This is a genomic window from Leucobacter komagatae (assembly GCF_006716085.1).
In the GTDB taxonomy this organism is placed as follows: Bacteria; Actinomycetota; Actinomycetes; order Actinomycetales; family Microbacteriaceae; genus Leucobacter; species Leucobacter komagatae.
On record NZ_VFON01000001.1, the window covers coordinates 649,938 to 665,654 of the forward strand.

General features: G+C 60.6%; 14 protein-coding genes. 5 read left to right on the top strand and 9 right to left on the bottom strand.

Going from position 1 to position 15,717, the window contains the following annotated elements; all coding sequences use genetic code 11:
- Nucleotides 1-65: 65 nt before the first annotated feature.
- The 6 genes from FB468_RS03000 to FB468_RS03025 form a co-directional block, all read right to left on the bottom strand.
- Entirely contained in the window at nucleotides 66-485 is a 420-nt protein-coding gene (locus tag FB468_RS03000; RefSeq protein ID WP_141886033.1) for a hypothetical protein, read from the bottom strand.
- Nucleotides 482-1,213: a DUF2637 domain-containing protein gene (locus FB468_RS03005; protein WP_141886034.1), complete on the bottom strand. Its 732-nt coding sequence runs from the start codon at nucleotides 1,211-1,213 to the stop codon at nucleotides 482-484. Before FB468_RS03005 ends, FB468_RS03000 begins: the two co-directional genes overlap by 4 nt.
- A complete protein-coding gene (locus tag FB468_RS03010; protein ID WP_141886035.1) occupies nucleotides 1,210-2,118 on the bottom strand; it encodes a bifunctional DNA primase/polymerase in 909 nt (302 codons plus the stop codon). Before FB468_RS03010 ends, FB468_RS03005 begins: the two co-directional genes overlap by 4 nt.
- A 1-nt stretch (nucleotide 2,119) precedes the next feature.
- Nucleotides 2,120-3,202, bottom strand: a complete 1,083-nt coding sequence (locus tag FB468_RS03015; RefSeq protein ID WP_141886036.1) for an ArdC-like ssDNA-binding domain-containing protein — start codon at nucleotides 3,200-3,202, stop codon at nucleotides 2,120-2,122.
- A gap of 234 nt (nucleotides 3,203-3,436) precedes the next feature.
- Nucleotides 3,437-4,312, bottom strand: coding sequence for a helix-turn-helix domain-containing protein (locus FB468_RS03020; RefSeq protein WP_141888088.1), 876 nt, complete (start codon nucleotides 4,310-4,312; stop codon nucleotides 3,437-3,439).
- Between the two features lie 73 nt (nucleotides 4,313-4,385).
- Entirely contained in the window at nucleotides 4,386-5,912 is a 1,527-nt protein-coding gene (locus FB468_RS03025; RefSeq protein ID WP_141886037.1) for a SulP family inorganic anion transporter, read from the bottom strand.
- A 262-nt stretch (nucleotides 5,913-6,174) separates the two neighbouring features.
- Here FB468_RS03025 and FB468_RS03030 point away from each other — a divergent pair, with 262 nt between their 5' ends.
- Nucleotides 6,175-6,543 (top strand): MerR family transcriptional regulator, encoded by a 369-nt coding sequence (locus FB468_RS03030; protein WP_141888089.1) that lies wholly within the window; start codon nucleotides 6,175-6,177, stop codon nucleotides 6,541-6,543.
- A gap of 2 nt (nucleotides 6,544-6,545) precedes the next feature.
- Here the strand turns inward: FB468_RS03030 and FB468_RS03035 are convergent, their stop codons facing one another.
- Nucleotides 6,546-7,691 carry an MFS transporter gene (locus FB468_RS03035; protein WP_141886038.1) on the bottom strand — a complete coding sequence of 382 codons (1,146 nt, stop codon included), beginning with the start codon at nucleotides 7,689-7,691 and terminating at the stop codon, nucleotides 6,546-6,548.
- A 366-nt stretch (nucleotides 7,692-8,057) separates the two neighbouring features.
- Between FB468_RS03035 and FB468_RS03040 the strand changes: the two genes are divergently transcribed.
- From FB468_RS03040 to FB468_RS03055, 4 genes are all read left to right on the top strand, one after another.
- A complete protein-coding gene (locus FB468_RS03040) occupies nucleotides 8,058-8,480 on the top strand; it encodes a hypothetical protein (protein ID WP_141886039.1) in 423 nt (140 codons plus the stop codon).
- A gap of 120 nt (nucleotides 8,481-8,600) precedes the next feature.
- Nucleotides 8,601-9,380 carry a universal stress protein gene (locus FB468_RS03045; protein WP_141886040.1) on the top strand — a complete coding sequence of 260 codons (780 nt, stop codon included), beginning with the start codon at nucleotides 8,601-8,603 and terminating at the stop codon, nucleotides 9,378-9,380.
- Between the two features lie 537 nt (nucleotides 9,381-9,917).
- Entirely contained in the window at nucleotides 9,918-13,463 is a 3,546-nt protein-coding gene (gene mobF, locus FB468_RS03050) for a MobF family relaxase (protein ID WP_141886041.1), read from the top strand.
- Between the two features lie 161 nt (nucleotides 13,464-13,624).
- Entirely contained in the window at nucleotides 13,625-14,008 is a 384-nt protein-coding gene (locus FB468_RS03055) for a sulfate permease (protein ID WP_246055717.1), read from the top strand.
- Nucleotides 14,009-14,081: 73 nt separating this feature from the next.
- Here FB468_RS03055 and FB468_RS03060 read toward each other — a convergent pair whose 3' ends face one another.
- Both FB468_RS03060 and FB468_RS03065 read right to left on the bottom strand, forming a co-directional pair.
- On the bottom strand, nucleotides 14,082-15,152 hold the full coding sequence (locus FB468_RS03060; RefSeq protein WP_141886043.1) for a DNA-processing protein DprA: 1,071 nt from the start codon (nucleotides 15,150-15,152) through the stop codon (nucleotides 14,082-14,084).
- Nucleotides 15,149-15,619, bottom strand: coding sequence for a helix-turn-helix domain-containing protein (locus tag FB468_RS03065; protein ID WP_342777240.1), 471 nt, complete (start codon nucleotides 15,617-15,619; stop codon nucleotides 15,149-15,151). Before FB468_RS03065 ends, FB468_RS03060 begins: the two co-directional genes overlap by 4 nt.
- Nucleotides 15,620-15,717 lie beyond the last annotated feature (98 nt).

Genomic DNA, 15,717 nt, shown 5'->3' on the forward strand with positions numbered 1-15,717 from the left:
AGACAGGTGCACACCGGTTCCCACCGCCTGGGGGCCTGCGCGATCGTGATGCTCGTCATGACTCATCACCGGGCCATCCCCACACCCGACCGTGCTGGCCCCTGCATCACGTGCGAGCGGGAGTGACCAAATGCGGTGATCGGTGGGAGCCGGTGTGACCGGTTGGAGATCGCCGTCCGCGACGCTGCCACGGTCTGCACCGGGAGCTGTCTGATCCGGCGGTGCAGTTCCGCCTCGAAACTGATACCGCGCCCCGCCAGCTGTGCGGTCGAAGCAGACAGGGCGTCGGACATGCGCACCCAGGAGACGCTGCGCGGATCGAACCGGTCCACCCCTCTCGCCGTCGCCGAAACCTTTTTCAATGATGGATCGCCCCGATGCGCCAAAGCGGACACGTCCGTATCGGGCGGTGTCTCCACTGCGGTGGGTGCGTCGGCAGGGATACGCGGCTGGATAGTTGTGGGATGCGGGTTTTCGGTATTCATGGTGATGTCTCCTGTTCATTCGTGACGGAAAATGGTTGGGGCAGCCAGCGGCCCACCGTCGAGGGATGCACACCGAAATGCTTGGCGATGCGCTTGTTCGACCAGCCGTCCTCACGCAAGCCCGCAGCGACCTCCCGTCGGTCACGCTCACCCAGATCGGGGCGTAATTCCACCGCATCGCCGATGGGCGTTGCTTTTGTAGCGATGGGGAGTTCGGGAAGTATGCCCCCGCAGGCTTCGTCATCGTGGCCGTCCAGGTTCGCGCCGTCGAAGGCTTCTTCGGTCTGAGTAGTGGCCGAGATCTCGCCCGGAGGGATAGGCCGAGTGAGGATGACGGTGAGATGGGTGATGGCCAGTAGCACCAGCGGCGGCACTGCGGCGACGGAGGCGGCAAGCAGCCGGGGTACGTCGGCGTCGGCGGCGATCACCGCATGTATCGCGTTCGCGGTCACTGATACCAAGGCACCCGCCGTCAGCAGCATCCACGGATACCACGCGGATCGTTGCCCGGCCAATGCCACTACAGAGACCGTGGCGACCACGATGATTCCGTCTACGATCAAAGGCCACGCCCACGCCTGCCCTTCACTGATCCCGCTGCGCCTGGCGAGGTCCGCCAGTGCGGTGAACGACAGCCAGAACGCGCCGAGGGCGATCAGGATCGTCCCGGCCACAGCGGTAGTTACCGCGAGGCGTCCACCACGCCGCTGAAACATGGGTGTCGTCATGCGATCACCCGCCCCAAAGACTGCTGCGGCACAGAACCACGAAAAGGTGGCGGATCGCTGCCTGCTGGTTCGCGAGCAGCGGGATCGGTGGCACGGTAAGCAGAACGAATCGTCGTCGCGATCTCCCGCGCTCCCAGCCCGGCGTGCTCTGCCGCGGGACCAAGCACCGCGAGCGTGTCGGCCACCGGGGTGTGGTGTTCGGCGAGACGACACGCGGCCCAGAACAGGCCACGGTTCCGTTCCCCTTTACCGAGGGCGGCGACCCACCGGCCCAACCGCTGCACATCCCGGGAGCGCGTATGCGAAGTTCCCTTGCCGTGCGGGACCGGTGGTCGAGGATCGAGAAAGTTCCGCAACCGGCCCGCATCCACCGGCCCAGACTCGACAAGACCCGTGCTTCGTAGCTCGTACGGACGCAACTGACCATCGGACTGGAGCACTCGTGAGGGTGGCGCGAGGATGTATCCGCCGCTGCCACGAAAATCTATATGCGCGGTCGGGGCCTGCCACGACGCCTGCTCTCGCGACTCATCGGCCGGGAAATAGGCATGCAACCCGCCAGAGGGCGTGCGCACCAGCGCAGCCCAACCGTCTACGAGCCCTTCCCGGCGTGCCCCCTGGAACGCAGGGAACCCGGAACCGGTAGAGCCAACATCGACATCCACGACCTCGATCCCAGAGGCCGGGCCAGTGGGGATGGCGAGGTTCGCGGCAGGCCACCGCCGCCACCACGCCGACACTTGTTTCGGGTTGGTGCTTGCGTCATGGAAGCCGCGCCTCGTGAGTGGCCGTTTCTCACCGGGCATGCACGGAAACACCGGCACCCCCGACTCTGCCAGCATCCTCGCTGCATCTGCCAGACTCAGCTGTTGGGCACGAGCGAGGAAGTCGAACACGGGAGCCATGTCATAGCCCCCTCACCGGTTCACGCCTGCCTGCACCCGACTGCGACGGCTCGGGCAGCGGGCCAGGGACCTCCCGTTTGGGCTGTTCACGCCGGGTCACATCGCGCACTAAGCCGGGCGGGTCACCGGCACCGATCTGCACGGTATCGAGATGATCGAGAATCTCGGTCGCGGCCTTACGCACTCGTTCACCAGTGGCCTGTATAACTTCTACCGGGGAGGAGTCCTTCACTGTGCTCGCCCAGCCCGACACGTACGGGATCGTGTAACCGGTGGTGTCCATTCCGTGCGCGGCACCCACCGTCAGGGCAACCGATTCGGCCTCCACCTCACCAATACCGCGATGGCCGCTCGCATCGGGATTATTCGGCCCGTGAAGGATCACGTGCGCCAGCTCATGTGCGAGAGTTTTCACCTGCGCCGCAGGCGGCATATTCTCCCGCACGGCGACAGTGTTCGCGGTGTAATCGGTGAGTCCGTTCGCGCCGTGGATCATGCCTTCATGTGGCACCCGCAACACCGTGAAACCCCGCGCCTCAACCTGAGTCGCGAGCCCGTCCCACAGACCCTCGGGTGCTTCACCCTCCAACAGCACTGGTGTGGGGCGTTCGGGAATGGGGTCTCCGGAGGTTTGCGAGACATCCCATACGTAGGCGGGTTTTACCCCGACGATCTTTGAGCGGGCGACTTCGCCGGGACGGGGTTTCTCGCCCGGCTCCAAACGTTGCCATGACGCAGCATCGGCAGGGCTTGAAGAAGCGAACCGCGCCGTGACCGGGGCATAGATCATGTACCCGGATTGGCCCTTATCCACCTGACGGCCCAGGGTTTGCCACTGCCGGAACCCCGCCACATACGACGGCTCCGCCGCCTGCACACGGCCTGACTCGAACGCATCGAGATGTTGAGACCAGATCAATAACGTATTGTTAAAACTGCGTGACCTAAACCTGGCCGCAAAATTCATGGCACGCTGCCAATCAGCCCCAGACACCAACGTCTCGACCGCACCGGTCAAACGCTCCTGGAGCCCGTCGAGCTTGGCCTCACGCGCTGTTCGTACTTCCTCCCACTTCTTCGCCATCGTGTCCGCCTCTCCCAGAAACCTGTGTGGCCGCAGGCCAGGGTTTAGGCATGGCCTGCGACTACCAGGTGCGCCGGGATCACCTGAGCGACGAGACGGAAGTCAAAGTGCGGGACGACCGCCAGGAACAATCTCGAACCCGACAGTCCTTACCGTCCTACCAGCAAAAACCTGCACCGGGGCGCGGTGTCGGAGAAGTCGTCCCGAAGGACACCAGCGATGTTCCGTTCCCGGTCACTCTCCGGCCAGGTGCATCCGCCGGTAAGCACTCGGCGTCATGCCCACACACTCTTGGAATGCCTCATTGGCGCGGCTACGGCTGGCCCAACCCACGCTACGAGCAGCGACGTCGATCGTCATGTCAGTTTCTCGGAGCAGGTGCGCCATCTCCTCAACCCGAAGCATGGTCAAATATGCCAGCGGCGTCTTGCCATAGGTCTCAGTGAACACCCGTGAGAGCTGCTTCGGCGACAGATGCACCCGGGCCGACAAGACACCCAACGTCCAGTTCGCGGCGATGTCACTTGCCAGAGTCGCGCGGGTCTCGTGGGCTTCGTCCCTGACCGGTGCGAATCGTCGGCACCGCGGCAGGGTCGGACGGGAATGAGCCCGCTGTGTCGGGCTCTGGCGTACCGGGGAGACATTGATGAACGGGGTCACCACATCAGCGATTGCAAACCAGAGCGCCTGCATGCGATGGAAATTATGCTCGAACCCGCCGTCGATGCTGCGCGCGACCAACTCGTCCAACCACGGCATCAACATGCCAGTTCGGTCTTCACCGAGCCGGAGCACTTGAGACGGTTCACTGTAGACGGCTTCGGTGAACCGTTGCGCATCCAGGCGATCACGGAGCAGCCAAGCGTGCTGCCAGAACACCTGATCGATCACATAATCAGTGTCAAGGTAGATCGTTGTCGTGGTGATGTGACCTTCCGGTTCACTGCCGCAGAGCACGTTCGCGTTCAACACCACCACATCACCGACCGTGACAATCCGCTGCCCAAATTCACTAAACAGCAGCGCACTCCCGTCACGCACGATAATCACTTTCACACAGTCATACGCAACCGGACCGACTGGACGTTGAATCGTCCGTGTTCTCGCCATAACAGGATGAAAACCCCTCGCAGCTAAGCGCGAGATCACTATTGCACCCTAGCTCGTATATTCAGGCCTGGATTTAGTGACCTGCCCCGAGCTTCCCGCCGAGGCGTTCACGCATTGAACGGCTAGCGTCATTTAGGCCCTCCACCTCAACGTTCTTTCCATACCGTTCATACTTCGCGGTAATCGAGTCCAGTGCGGCGATCGTGGAGGCGTCCCAAAGGTGTGAGTTTCGCATGTCGATCACAATGTGATCGGGGTCTTCGATGTAGCTGAACTGGGTGTATAGATCGTTTGAGGATGCGAAGAACAGTTCGCCGCTGACTTCGTAGCGAGCGACTTGAACGCTATCCGATTCCTCGATGGTTCGTTTAACGGTGACCAGGTGTGCGACTCGTCGCGCAAACGCGATCATTGCGGCGATCACGCCGATGACCACGCCGATTGCGAGGTTATGCGTCCAGACCGTCAGAATGACGGTGACAAGCATCACAGCAGTTTCGCTCTTTGGCATCATCTTCAACGTGGAAAGCTTGATGCTGTGCCAGTCGAAGGTGGCGATTGAAACAAAGATCATTACCGCGACCAATGCGGCCATGGGGATCATCGCTACGATGTCGCCGAGTGAGACAGCGAGAATCAGAACGAATACGCCCGCAAGGAATGTCGAGATTCGGGTCCGAGCGCCAGACGCCTTGACGTTAATCATTGTTTGACCAACCATCGCGCAGCCACCCATTCCACCGAAGAAGCCGGTGATAATGTTTGCGGCCCCCTGGGCCCAAGACTCTCGGACCTTGTTCGATCTGGTGTCGGTGATGTCATCGACAAGCTTTGCCGTCATGAGCGACTCGAGCAAACCGACCAGGGCCATGCCCAGTGCGAAGGGTGCGATGACCTGAAGCGTCTCAAACGTGAAAGGCACATTCGGAATGAACAGCGAGGGCAGCGACTCGGGAAGGTCTCCCTTGTCGCCGACAGTAGGCACATTCAATGCGAATACCACTGCGATTAAAGTGACGAGCACAATAGACACAAGCGGAGCAGGAACAACCTTCGTGAGCAGTGGGAGCAGGTAGATAACTGCGAGGCCGAGGACGGTCAGCGGGTACACGAGCCAGGGCACACCAATGAGCTCTGGCAGTTGAGACATGAAGATGAGAATGCCGAGCGCGTTGACGAACCCAATCATGACTGACCGAGGGATGAAACGCATGAGTTTGGCAACACCAATCAGCCCGAGAATGACTTGGAAAATTCCGGCGAGAATCACCGCGGCAATGAAGTAATCCACGCCGTGGCTCTTCACCAGTGGCGCGATCACCAAGGCTGTTGCGGCGGTAGCCGCTGAGATCATTGCTGGTCTACCACCGAGGAACGCGATGGACACTGCCATTGTGAATGACGCGAATAGGCCCAGACGCGGGTCGACACCGGCGATGAGCGAGAACGCAATGGCTTCTGGAATGAGGGCGAGGGCTACGACGAGCCCGGCTAGGACCTCTGTTTTGAGTAGACGCGGGGACTTGAGCGTACGAAGAACGGACTGCCGCTGTTCGGGTGTCGGTCCCGAATCCGGGGCGGTATGAGTGCGAGTGGCCAAGAATGGCTCCTATTCGATGAGCAAGGCGGTGTTGTTCGCCTTTTGGTGATCAAGTAATGGGCTGGAAGCCGTGCGACAGCGCTGCGCGCCAAACTACCGACTCCAAGTAAAGTGGGCTCAGCTTCGGCATGTTCTCGTCGATGTAGGCTGAGCGGAAGGTCTGAAACTCTAGGAGGCGATGGGAGCACATTCCGGCGAGAGTCAGACACACAACACAACCCTACCGCAACGTGAGGGTTGCTGCGAATGTGAGGACGTGAACATGCTTGGTGACCGCTTGATCCACATTGGAGAGTTGGCTGAGCTGACAGGGCTTTCTCAGCGGACGATCCGTCATTACGACGAGATTGGGCTTGTGGTACCGTCAGGTCGTAGTGATGGCGGGTACCGTCTGTATGCAGCTGAGGATCTGACTCGTTTGATGCTGATCCGGCGTATGAAACCACTGGGCTACACACTGGAGCAGATGGCAGAGCTGCTGGAAGTCATCGACGCACGGGCAGACGGCGGATCAAGGGATTCTGAAGAGGCGATCGAGCGCTTCCGCGACGACGCGCACGAGCGCCGTGCACGGCTGGCCGAGCAGCTTGCGCAGGCGGACGAGTTCATCGGCAAGCTGGCGGAGTACTAGACCTATTGCGGTCGCACCCCATCTGAGTGCGTCGGCGGGCGGACAATCACTGTGGCAATGATGACTATTACCGGGATCGCGCTCAACAGTGCCGTCGGTGTGGTGAACCCACCATCAAGCTCCACGCCAAGTGCGAGCATGTAGGGTCCCAATGCTGATGCTCCGAGGGAGAACGCCGTCGAGAGCCCACGGATCGCGCCGATATGCTTTACGCCGTAGAACCGCGCAAAGGTGGCCGCTTCCATGCCCCGCAGACAACCACCGGCAGTGCCGAGAACGAGCCCATAAAACACCGCGCTCCAACCTGGGGTCACTACCCCCACGAGGAGCAGTGCGGCAGACATGGCGGCCATAGCGGCGATCACGAAAATGCGTGGGTCGGCGCGATCGATGAGTGCGCCGACGACCAGCGTTGCGAGCAGGGTCGTAATGGTTTGCGGGAGGAAGTTTGCCGCGGCTTCTAGTGGGCTGAGCCCTCGCTCGCCGAGCAGCGCGATCTGGTGAAATGCGAGGGCAGTCGTCAGCATTGATGACACCGCGACGGCGGCCGAGAGTACCCAGAGCATTCCGGTGCGCCGGGCCTCAGCAAGCGTCCACCCACGCTCTGGAGTCCAGTGTTTAGAAAGGCCCTTGCGTGATGGCGGTGTTTTGATGAAGAAGGCTGCGGGGATGACGATCGCCAGCACCGCGAGGGCTTCCCAGCGCCAGGCCCCCTGAATGTCCACAGTCGTGATGAGTCGCTCTAACCCGATCGGAGCAAGCGAGATGCCCGCTGAACCGAGCGCTGCCGACACCCCTAAGGCAAGCCCGCGGCGATGAGTGATGGCGCGTGAAATGGCAGTTGTTGCAGCCAGGCTGAGTGCACCTTGGCCGGCCATGCGCACTCCGACGAAGCCGATGGTCAAGCCAAGCATGTCGGTAATGAAGCTCAAGCCGAACAAAATTGCCGAGAACGCAACCGCGATCCCAATAATCACCCTTCGGATGTCCCATCGGTCTGACGCTTTACCGATGAGGGGCTGACACGCTGCGCCGACTAATGTGCCGATGAGGTAGCTCAGTGAGATCGCTGTCCGGCTGGTGCTCAGTTCCTCAATAAGCGGGTCCGTGAATACCGACAGCCCCGCAGTCTGCCCGGGTACCGTCATGGTAGCGATCAATCCACCTGCGATGACTGTCGCTGCCCAGCGCGACCTCATGCCGTCGCGTCGCCGCTGTTTAGACCAACTCTGCTTGATCGTTCCCCCTTGGTGTGACGAGTGCATAGCATGCTCGTCAACGCGAATACGGCGCAGGGAAAGGCGACCCCAGGTCGCATCGATCCCGTGAACAGCAGCAGCTCTTACAACTTAACACTTACGTAAGGGTAAGGTTGATTGTGGGTCGAAGGGTGGCCGCCAAGTAGTTCGGGTGCGGCAACTCATGCCGACTGCTTGATGAACGCAAAGGAGGCGGAACCTGTGACATTACATCCGTACGCCACGGAGGATCACGCACTCATTCAGGATCTTATGATGACGAAAGTGGTGTTTTTGCTCGCCTCTGAGGCAGAACCCCAAGAGTGGCACCATGAGATTAACGAGATGCAGCGGATCTCAGGGGAAACCTGGGGGCGTCAGAATGCATCACTGCTCGATTACACCGTCGGCCGCTTCATCGTCGCCGCATACCGCGACACGGGTCAATACACGCTAGCCGCCGAAAACCCGACCGAGGTGTTGCCCAGCTACCTCATCAGCATCCAGAACGGGACGCACATGGATGCAATGGCAGTGCGGGAAACGCTCAACGATTCCGGAGCAGAAAACGCCTCCAGCCTGCTGCCTTCCACTGCCCAATTGCTCTCAATACTCCTGCCGCTCTCGAAGCAGGTCAGGCTCAAGAACGTCATCCTGGCGCTGCCACTCGAATACGCGCCCTCATCACACTCTTCATGAGGGATGCTGACCCTGTCGAAAACCGGGAACTCTTACGGTAGGTCTTCGATCGCGAACGATGCATCGCTGGGGCACTCTCGCCGAATGCTTGAAACATTCACGTTATGTTAGGGTTGGGTCATGACGACACCAGAAGGCGCGATCCTCCTCGGCTACGGCGGATCGGACCACAGCAAAATTGCTCTGAACTGGGCCGACAACATCGCTGCCAAACTTTCTCGCCCCCTCCATGTGCTGGTTTCAGCATTGCATGTGCGTGGAGCAGCTGATGCGCCTCAGCACCTCCAGGCGGGTTACGTCACCGACGAGTTGAACCAGCTACTTGCTAACGCAAAGGCTGCACGGACTTCAGTCACGAATGTGCTCAACTCTCCGGGAGAAGCTATCGTGCGTGAAAGCAAGGATGCATATCTCACTGTGCTCGGCGCGCGAACGCAGGGCCCGCTCCAGAGCATGGTCAACGGGTCTGTGAGCCAGCATGTCACCCGCCACGCCAGCGGACCGGTCGTGGTAGTTCGTGACCCGCACACCCCTCGCACAGGACTCATCGTTGTCGGGATAGATGGCTCCGAGCCGAGCAAACATGCGTTCGAGTTCGCCATGCGACATGCCCGAGATACCGATGGACGTGTGCTTGCGATGCACGTGCACCACAAGCATGACGGCGATACAGATGAAAAAGTCGAGCAGGTGCTCGGAGGAACGCAACTCAATGGTGTCTCTGTGCAGATCGAACATGTTCAGGGAGAAGCTTCCGAGAAACTCGCTGAGGCAAGCCGCGAGGCCGACCTTCTCGTCACCGGCACCCGTGGGCGCAGCCCACTCAGCACGCTCATCCTCGGGTCAGTGACCCAAGCATTACTCCAGCATTCGCAGTGTCCCGTCGCAGTAGTTCGGTGACGCACTTCTTCCTTGGCTCAGGACACACACAACGCAAAACTTTACTGCGACCCCGTTGGCGAAATCGACTAGCAGACCGCTCCAGTTGCGTGCACGCAACGTGTGCGTGGTGAGCGATTGCAGTAAATTGCCGTGACTGGCGGAGTGCACTTTCTGTGCCTTGCTCAGTTACGCATGATCGCCGTTGCGCCTGGAAATCAACGACCCGACACGCCGCCGCCCACTCGTGGAATCGTGCTTTTAGGGCTCCGACAGATCGGTGAGTTCCGTCCGAAGCTACTCGGTGCTTGATGCTGGAATGGTCGCCATTCAGGTGTACCACGAACACATCCAATCCTTCATCGTTCTCCTTCGCCCACTCGCGAACGCAGTGCCCTGAAGCCACGCTTCGCAGCCTCGAACGATTCACTGTTAAGACCGCCCGTATGAGCTACCACGCGTCTTGCAGAAGAGGCGCGCGCGAGCTTCGCGTTCTGACTTTTGAAACCACAGGAGGGCGGTCACTGAGGCCTACCTGTCGTTCAGGAGGTAGTGGCGATGACGGTTTCAGTGCGGGTGATGTCTGCCGGTGACGGCTACAAATATCTGTTGAGGACCGTCGCGTCCGGTGATGGTGACCGGTCGCTCTCTACGCCGTTGACCCGCTACTACGCCGAGCAGGGGTCACCGCCTGGGCGATGGATCGGGCAAGGCCTTGCCGGGATCGGTACCGGGCAGCTCATGGTCGGCGATCAGGTGTCCGAAGCGCAGCTTCAACTCTTGGTGGGGATGGGGCGAGACCCGATCACCGGTGATCCTCTTGGACGCGCCTATCAGTCGTTCGCGCCGGTGTCGGAGCGGATCGAGACTCGCGTAACCGGACTGGATGCTTCGTTGTCGCCCGCCGCCCGTGCGGAACAAGCCGCGCAGATCGAAGCCGAGGAGACCGAGCGGGGGACGCGCCGTGCGGTGGCGGGGTTTGACTACACGTTCTCGGTGCCGAAATCCGCTTCGGTGCTGTGGGCGGTTGCGGATGCGGGGACGCAATCGTTGATCGCGCAGGCGCATCATGCGGCGATTGCGGAGATGGTTGCATTCATCGAACGCGAGGTTGCGACCACACGGGTGGGGGCAACCGGCCTCGACGGAGCCGCAGCCCAAGTCGATGTTACAGGTGTGATCGCCACCGCATTTGATCACTACGATTCCCGCGCCGGTGACCCGCATTTGCACACGCATGTGGTGATATCAAACAAGGTCAAGACGGCGCAAGATGGTAAGTGGCGTTCCCTCGATGGCAGGCCTATGCACGCCGCCGTGGTCGCACTCTCAGAACTGCATGAGGCGGTGTTCGCTGATCACATGACCCGCACCTTTGGCGTCGAGTGGGAGTCACGCGATATGGGGCGCGACCGTAACCCTGCGTGGGCCATCAGCGCCGTGCCCGAGACTCTGGTGTCGGAATTCTCGACCCGTTCCCGCCATATTGAGGTCGAGAAGAACCGACTCATTGAGGCCTATGTGCAGAAGCACGGCAGACAGCCGTCCACGGCGACGATCTTGAAACTCCGTGCGCAAGCAACCCTTGCAACCCGGCCTGAGAAGCAGGTGCGCTCCCTGTCAGAGCTCACCACAGACTGGCGCACCCGCGCAACCCGTCTGCTCGGTGAAAATGCAACCCGCTGGGCGCAAGGTGTTGCGGTGAACCCACCTGCGATGCTGTTACGCGCTGACGATGTCCCCCTCGATACCGTTGCCGAGATCGCTCAGAGCGTCGTTGAGGTCGTGGGTGAGAAGCGGTCGACGTGGCGGCGCTGGAACTTGCACGCCGAGGCTTCCCGGCAACTCATGGGCTGGCGCTTCGCCTCCATGTTGGATCGTGAAGCGATCACCGGGCTGGTGGTCGATGCCGCCGAGAACGCGTCGCTCCGACTGACGCCACCCGAGCTGGCTTCAAACCCGGTGGTGTTTCAACGAGCCGACGGGAGTAGTCGGTTCCGACCGAAGCACTCCACCGTTTATTCCTCCGAAACACTGCTTGAAGCCGAAGACCGACTCCTGCAACGCTCCCGCGCTACTACTGCACCAACTGTTGCTCTTGCGACGGTTGAACAGATCACGCAACGCCCCGATGCTGATGGACGGATGCTGAGCGAGGATCAAGCGGCAGCACTCGCTACGATCGCGATCTCTGGACGAGGCATTGATGTGCTTGTGGGGGCAGCCGGTGCTGGCAAGACCACCGCCATGAATGCGCTCCGCCGAGCATGGGAACAAGAAAATGGCGCCGGTTCCGTGGTCGGGCTCGCACCGTCCGCGGTCGCGGCGCAGGTGCTCGCCGATGATCTTGGGATCGCTACGGAGAACACGGCGAAGTGGTGGCAGAAGCACCTCACCCACGCCACCACGTTCACTGCGGGTCAGCTGGTCATTATTGATGAAGCCTCCCTCGCGGGCACCCACTCGCTGGACCGCATCACGGCACTTGCTGAGAAAGCAGGGGCGAAGGCGCTGCTTGTGGGCGACTACGCGCAACTGCAATCCGTCGACGCAGGTGGCGCATTTTCACTCCTGGTCGGTGACCGCGACGATGCGCCCGAGCTGGTCGATATTCACCGATTCACCAACGAGTGGGAAAAGACCGCTTCCCTTGATCTCCGGCACGGACGCACCGACATCATCGACACCTACACCCTCCACGACCGCGTCCACGGCGGTGAAGAAGACACCATGACAGATGCCGCTTATACGGCCTGGCGTGCAGACACGAACGCTGGCCTGGTGTCGGTGCTGATCGCGGAGACCAATGAGACCGTCACCGCATTGAACAACCGTGCCCGCGCTGACCTCATCCTCGACGGCACCCTCAAGGTGGATCGCGAAGTTCGTTTGACTGACGGTTCGCTGGCGGGGGCTGGGGACACGATCATCACACGTCGCAACGATCGGCGACTTCGTACCAAGGACACGTGGGTGCGAAACGGTGCGCGCTGGAAGATCACCCGGGTCCGCAATGATGGCTCCCTCACGGTTCGAGCAGCGGGACGACCATTCGGCAGCGCGATTGTGCTCCCTGCCGCCTATGCGGCGGAGCATGTCGATCTCGGTTACGCCGTCACGGCACACCGGGCGCAAGGAATCACGACTGACACCGCGCACACGGTTGTGACTGCGACAACGACGCGGGAGAACTTCTATGTCGCGATGACCCGTGGCCGCAACGCCAACCACGCTTATGTTGCCGTAGACCAACTTGATGATGTGCATAGTCAGCCCCACCCGGGCGATAACGCCGATGCCACTGCCAGGTCCGTGCTCTACGGAGTTATGCAACACGTCGGTGCTGAACTCTCCGCCCGTGAAACCATCACGGCGGAGCAGGAGCAGTGGGGCTCGATCGCGCAGCTCGCGGCGGAGTACGAGACGATCGCGCAAGCCGCCCAATACGACCGCTGGGCGACCTTGCTACAGGAGAGTGGCCTCACACCTGAACAGTCTGAAGACGTGCTTGTCTCCGATGCATACGGTGCACTATCGGCGGAGTTGCGACGAGCGGAAGCGAATCACCACGATGTGGATCGGCTCCTGCCACGCCTCATACAAGCCCGCAGCGTCGAAGATGCCGATGACATCGCCTCGGTGCTGCACGCTCGACTCGCCAAAGCCACCGCTCGTCCAGCAGGGTCAGGACGCGCCCGCAAACAGCCACGCCTGATCGCAGGACTTATCCCACACGCCGACGGAACCATGAGACCAGAAATGCGGCAGGCACTCAATGAACGACACGAGCTGATCGAGCAACGCGCCGATGCACTCGTTGACCAAGCTGTCGATGAAACTGCCGATTGGGTGCAGCCGCTCCTCCCACAACGTCAGAACGAGCACATGATGATTGGTTGGCGGCGGCGTGCACGCGTCATCGCTGCCTACCGCGACCGGTACCAGGTCAGCAGCAGTGATCCACTTGGCCCAGTGCCTGAGCGCACTGCACAGAAGATTGACTATGCCCGCGCACACGCTGCCGTCACGCAACTCCAAGCAGCCGTCGAGCAACCTCCACACCGTGAACAGCTGCGACAGGTCAATCGAGCCCTCGGCCTCTGAGGCCAAGAAGGTCTTGGGCTTCCCTCCCGTCAGTGCTTCGTCGTATCCTGGTGAGAGAGGCGGATACTCCTTCCAACGCGCCACTCGTGGCAGACCTTCGAGGTCACTCTTCAACGCATCGCCTCGTCGGAGTTGTTTGTGCGATGGAGAGGAACGAGATCGTGATTCGCTTGCTCTGGACTGGAAGCGTCCTTACCCGAAGTTTTCTGCGTCGGTACATGCCGACCAATATCCTGCTTGATGCGATCCGCACCCCACGCGGTCTCAAATGGGGTGTGCCAGCGATGCTGTTGGCGGTCCCATACTTCTTGATCGCTGCAATCCTGGTACAGGCCATCAATGATCGCGGCCCAGCTTGGCTCAATGTGCTTGTCCTGTTGAGCATTTGGAACGGACTGAAGATGTTGTGGATCGGTCCGTTGAGTCTGATGCTGCTTGCGCGTCTCCAGGTCAACCGGCTCAAGGCCAGACCCAGGAATCAGCAGAGGACCCAGCATATGTCTGGCGAGGATGCTGAATATCGTGATTTAGAAACGGCGCACTGATCCGCGTCGTTATCTACACATGACGCTCAAGGCCAAACGATCCGTGCTGCGATCGCTGATCTCGTGGGTTCCGTCAGAGATCACGGTGAGCTGAATGAGCGGCACGAGCATGTGCCGAGTAGCTGTCCATGCGGAATGCTTCGGCGCAGGGTGGCGGCATCGAGCCTGAAGGCGGCTGTTTTTCGGAAAGTGCCCTTATATCGTTGGCGTTGGTCACGACACTGGCGATGCCCTGGGCAATGAGTCGATGTGGGCCATAACTTGTGGCACTTGTCACCGGCCCGGGAACCGCACCGACGCTGCGCCCCAGCGAGTATGCCTGTTGAGCCACCAGCAGCGAGCCCGACCGTGAACCGGCTTCAATGATCGTCGTTGAACCCGAAAGTGCAGCTTCGATGCGGGCACGGGCCATGAACCGTGCTCGTGTCGGCGTGGCTCCCGGCGGCTGCTCGCTCACCAACACTCCGACATCGCTCACACGTTCAAGCAAATCTCGATGACCCGCTGGGTATGGACGGTCAATTCCACCGGCCATCACCGCAATCGTATGACCCGCAACAGCCAACGCAGACCGGTGAACTTCACCATCTATGCCGTATGCGCCACCAGCAACAATGACTTTCCCGTCACTGGCAAGGTCAGCAGAGATCTCGTTTGCGATCTGGACGCCGTAGCTGGTTGCCGCACGTGCACCGGTGATCGTAAAGCGATCGCTCACTGGCATTGCGAGTAGTGACTCCTCGCCTTTGACCCAGAGGACATATGGAGCACCGTCGCCGAGATCGTGCAGCGACGCCGGATAGTTGTCATCGCTGGGAATAAGCGTCTTGAAGCCACCATGTTCTGTGAGGTCGAGTGCTTCTTGGATCAGTCGTGGTTCCACCCGGGGCAGCAAGCGTTTACGCCACAGCTGAGCTTCCACGTTATCCAAACCGGGAACCGGTGCGTCGTCGGCAAGCAGCATGACAGTGTTGACTGCGCCGTGAACCGCAAGGAGATGCCCCGTTGTCACATCGGTGGGGTCTGTGATCATGGTCAAGGCGATCCGTGCCGCACGTTCGTCCGTCGTGAATGTCAAGAGCGTACCCATGTTCCCGGTCCCTTCGTCGTTGAAGGGAAGGTGGGCATTCGACGCCTGGGTCAAGCATTCATTCGACGGCGGCCTTTGGGTCGAATCGTGCCCCCATTGGCTACCACGGCCGAGCGGACGGCTTCGTCGCCGATGCCCAACTGCGCTGCTACTTGACTGAGGGTGAAGCCCTCGGCGTAGAGACGTGCCGCCTCGGCTCGTAGCCGTTGTGAATGTTCCGGGGCTCTTTTCGGATGACCAGCACGCCGGGCGATCTCTCGCACCGTCGCGCGATGGATGTTGAACCTTCTTGCCAGTTCCTGAACTGGTACCCCCTCGGCGTATCCGACGAGCAGTTCTTCACGATTCGATGCACTCAAACGGGTTTGAGACTGACTCGAATTTTCACGCACCGGACCACGAGAATCTGTCGTGTGACGGGTACCAGTACGCGGCGGTAGTGTCTTCGATCCCTTGAGAACACGCGAAATCAACGTTCTTCGCGGTTTACTGGGGTTTGAGAAGTACCTACGAAGGCCCACTTCGAGCAACCTAAAGGGTGTAGTTCAAACCTTTTGTTGAGTTGCGAAGTTTCGTAAGTGACCCCCTGTCGCATGGTTCGCTCACCTGTGTGAGATCT

What these genes read in the sequence shown, in the direction of transcription:
- FB468_RS03000 (WP_141886033.1), bottom strand. Translation starts at nt 485, where the DNA reads ATGAATACCGAAAACCCGCATCCCACAACTATCCAGCCGCGTATCCCT.
- FB468_RS03005 (WP_141886034.1), bottom strand. Translation starts at nt 1,213, where the DNA reads ATGACGACACCCATGTTTCAGCGGCGTGGTGGACGCCTCGCGGTAACT.
- FB468_RS03010 (WP_141886035.1), bottom strand. Translation starts at nt 2,118, where the DNA reads ATGGCTCCCGTGTTCGACTTCCTCGCTCGTGCCCAACAGCTGAGTCTG.
- FB468_RS03015 (WP_141886036.1), bottom strand. Translation starts at nt 3,202, where the DNA reads ATGGCGAAGAAGTGGGAGGAAGTACGAACAGCGCGTGAGGCCAAGCTC.
- FB468_RS03020 (WP_141888088.1), bottom strand. Translation starts at nt 4,312, where the DNA reads ATGGCGAGAACACGGACGATTCAACGTCCAGTCGGTCCGGTTGCGTAT.
- FB468_RS03030 (WP_141888089.1), top strand. Translation starts at nt 6,175, where the DNA reads ATGCTTGGTGACCGCTTGATCCACATTGGAGAGTTGGCTGAGCTGACA.
- FB468_RS03035 (WP_141886038.1), bottom strand. Translation starts at nt 7,691, where the DNA reads ATGACGGTACCCGGGCAGACTGCGGGGCTGTCGGTATTCACGGACCCG.
- FB468_RS03040 (WP_141886039.1), top strand. Translation starts at nt 8,058, where the DNA reads ATGACGAAAGTGGTGTTTTTGCTCGCCTCTGAGGCAGAACCCCAAGAG.
- FB468_RS03045 (WP_141886040.1), top strand. Translation starts at nt 8,601, where the DNA reads ATGACGACACCAGAAGGCGCGATCCTCCTCGGCTACGGCGGATCGGAC.
- mobF (WP_141886041.1), top strand. Translation starts at nt 9,918, where the DNA reads ATGACGGTTTCAGTGCGGGTGATGTCTGCCGGTGACGGCTACAAATAT.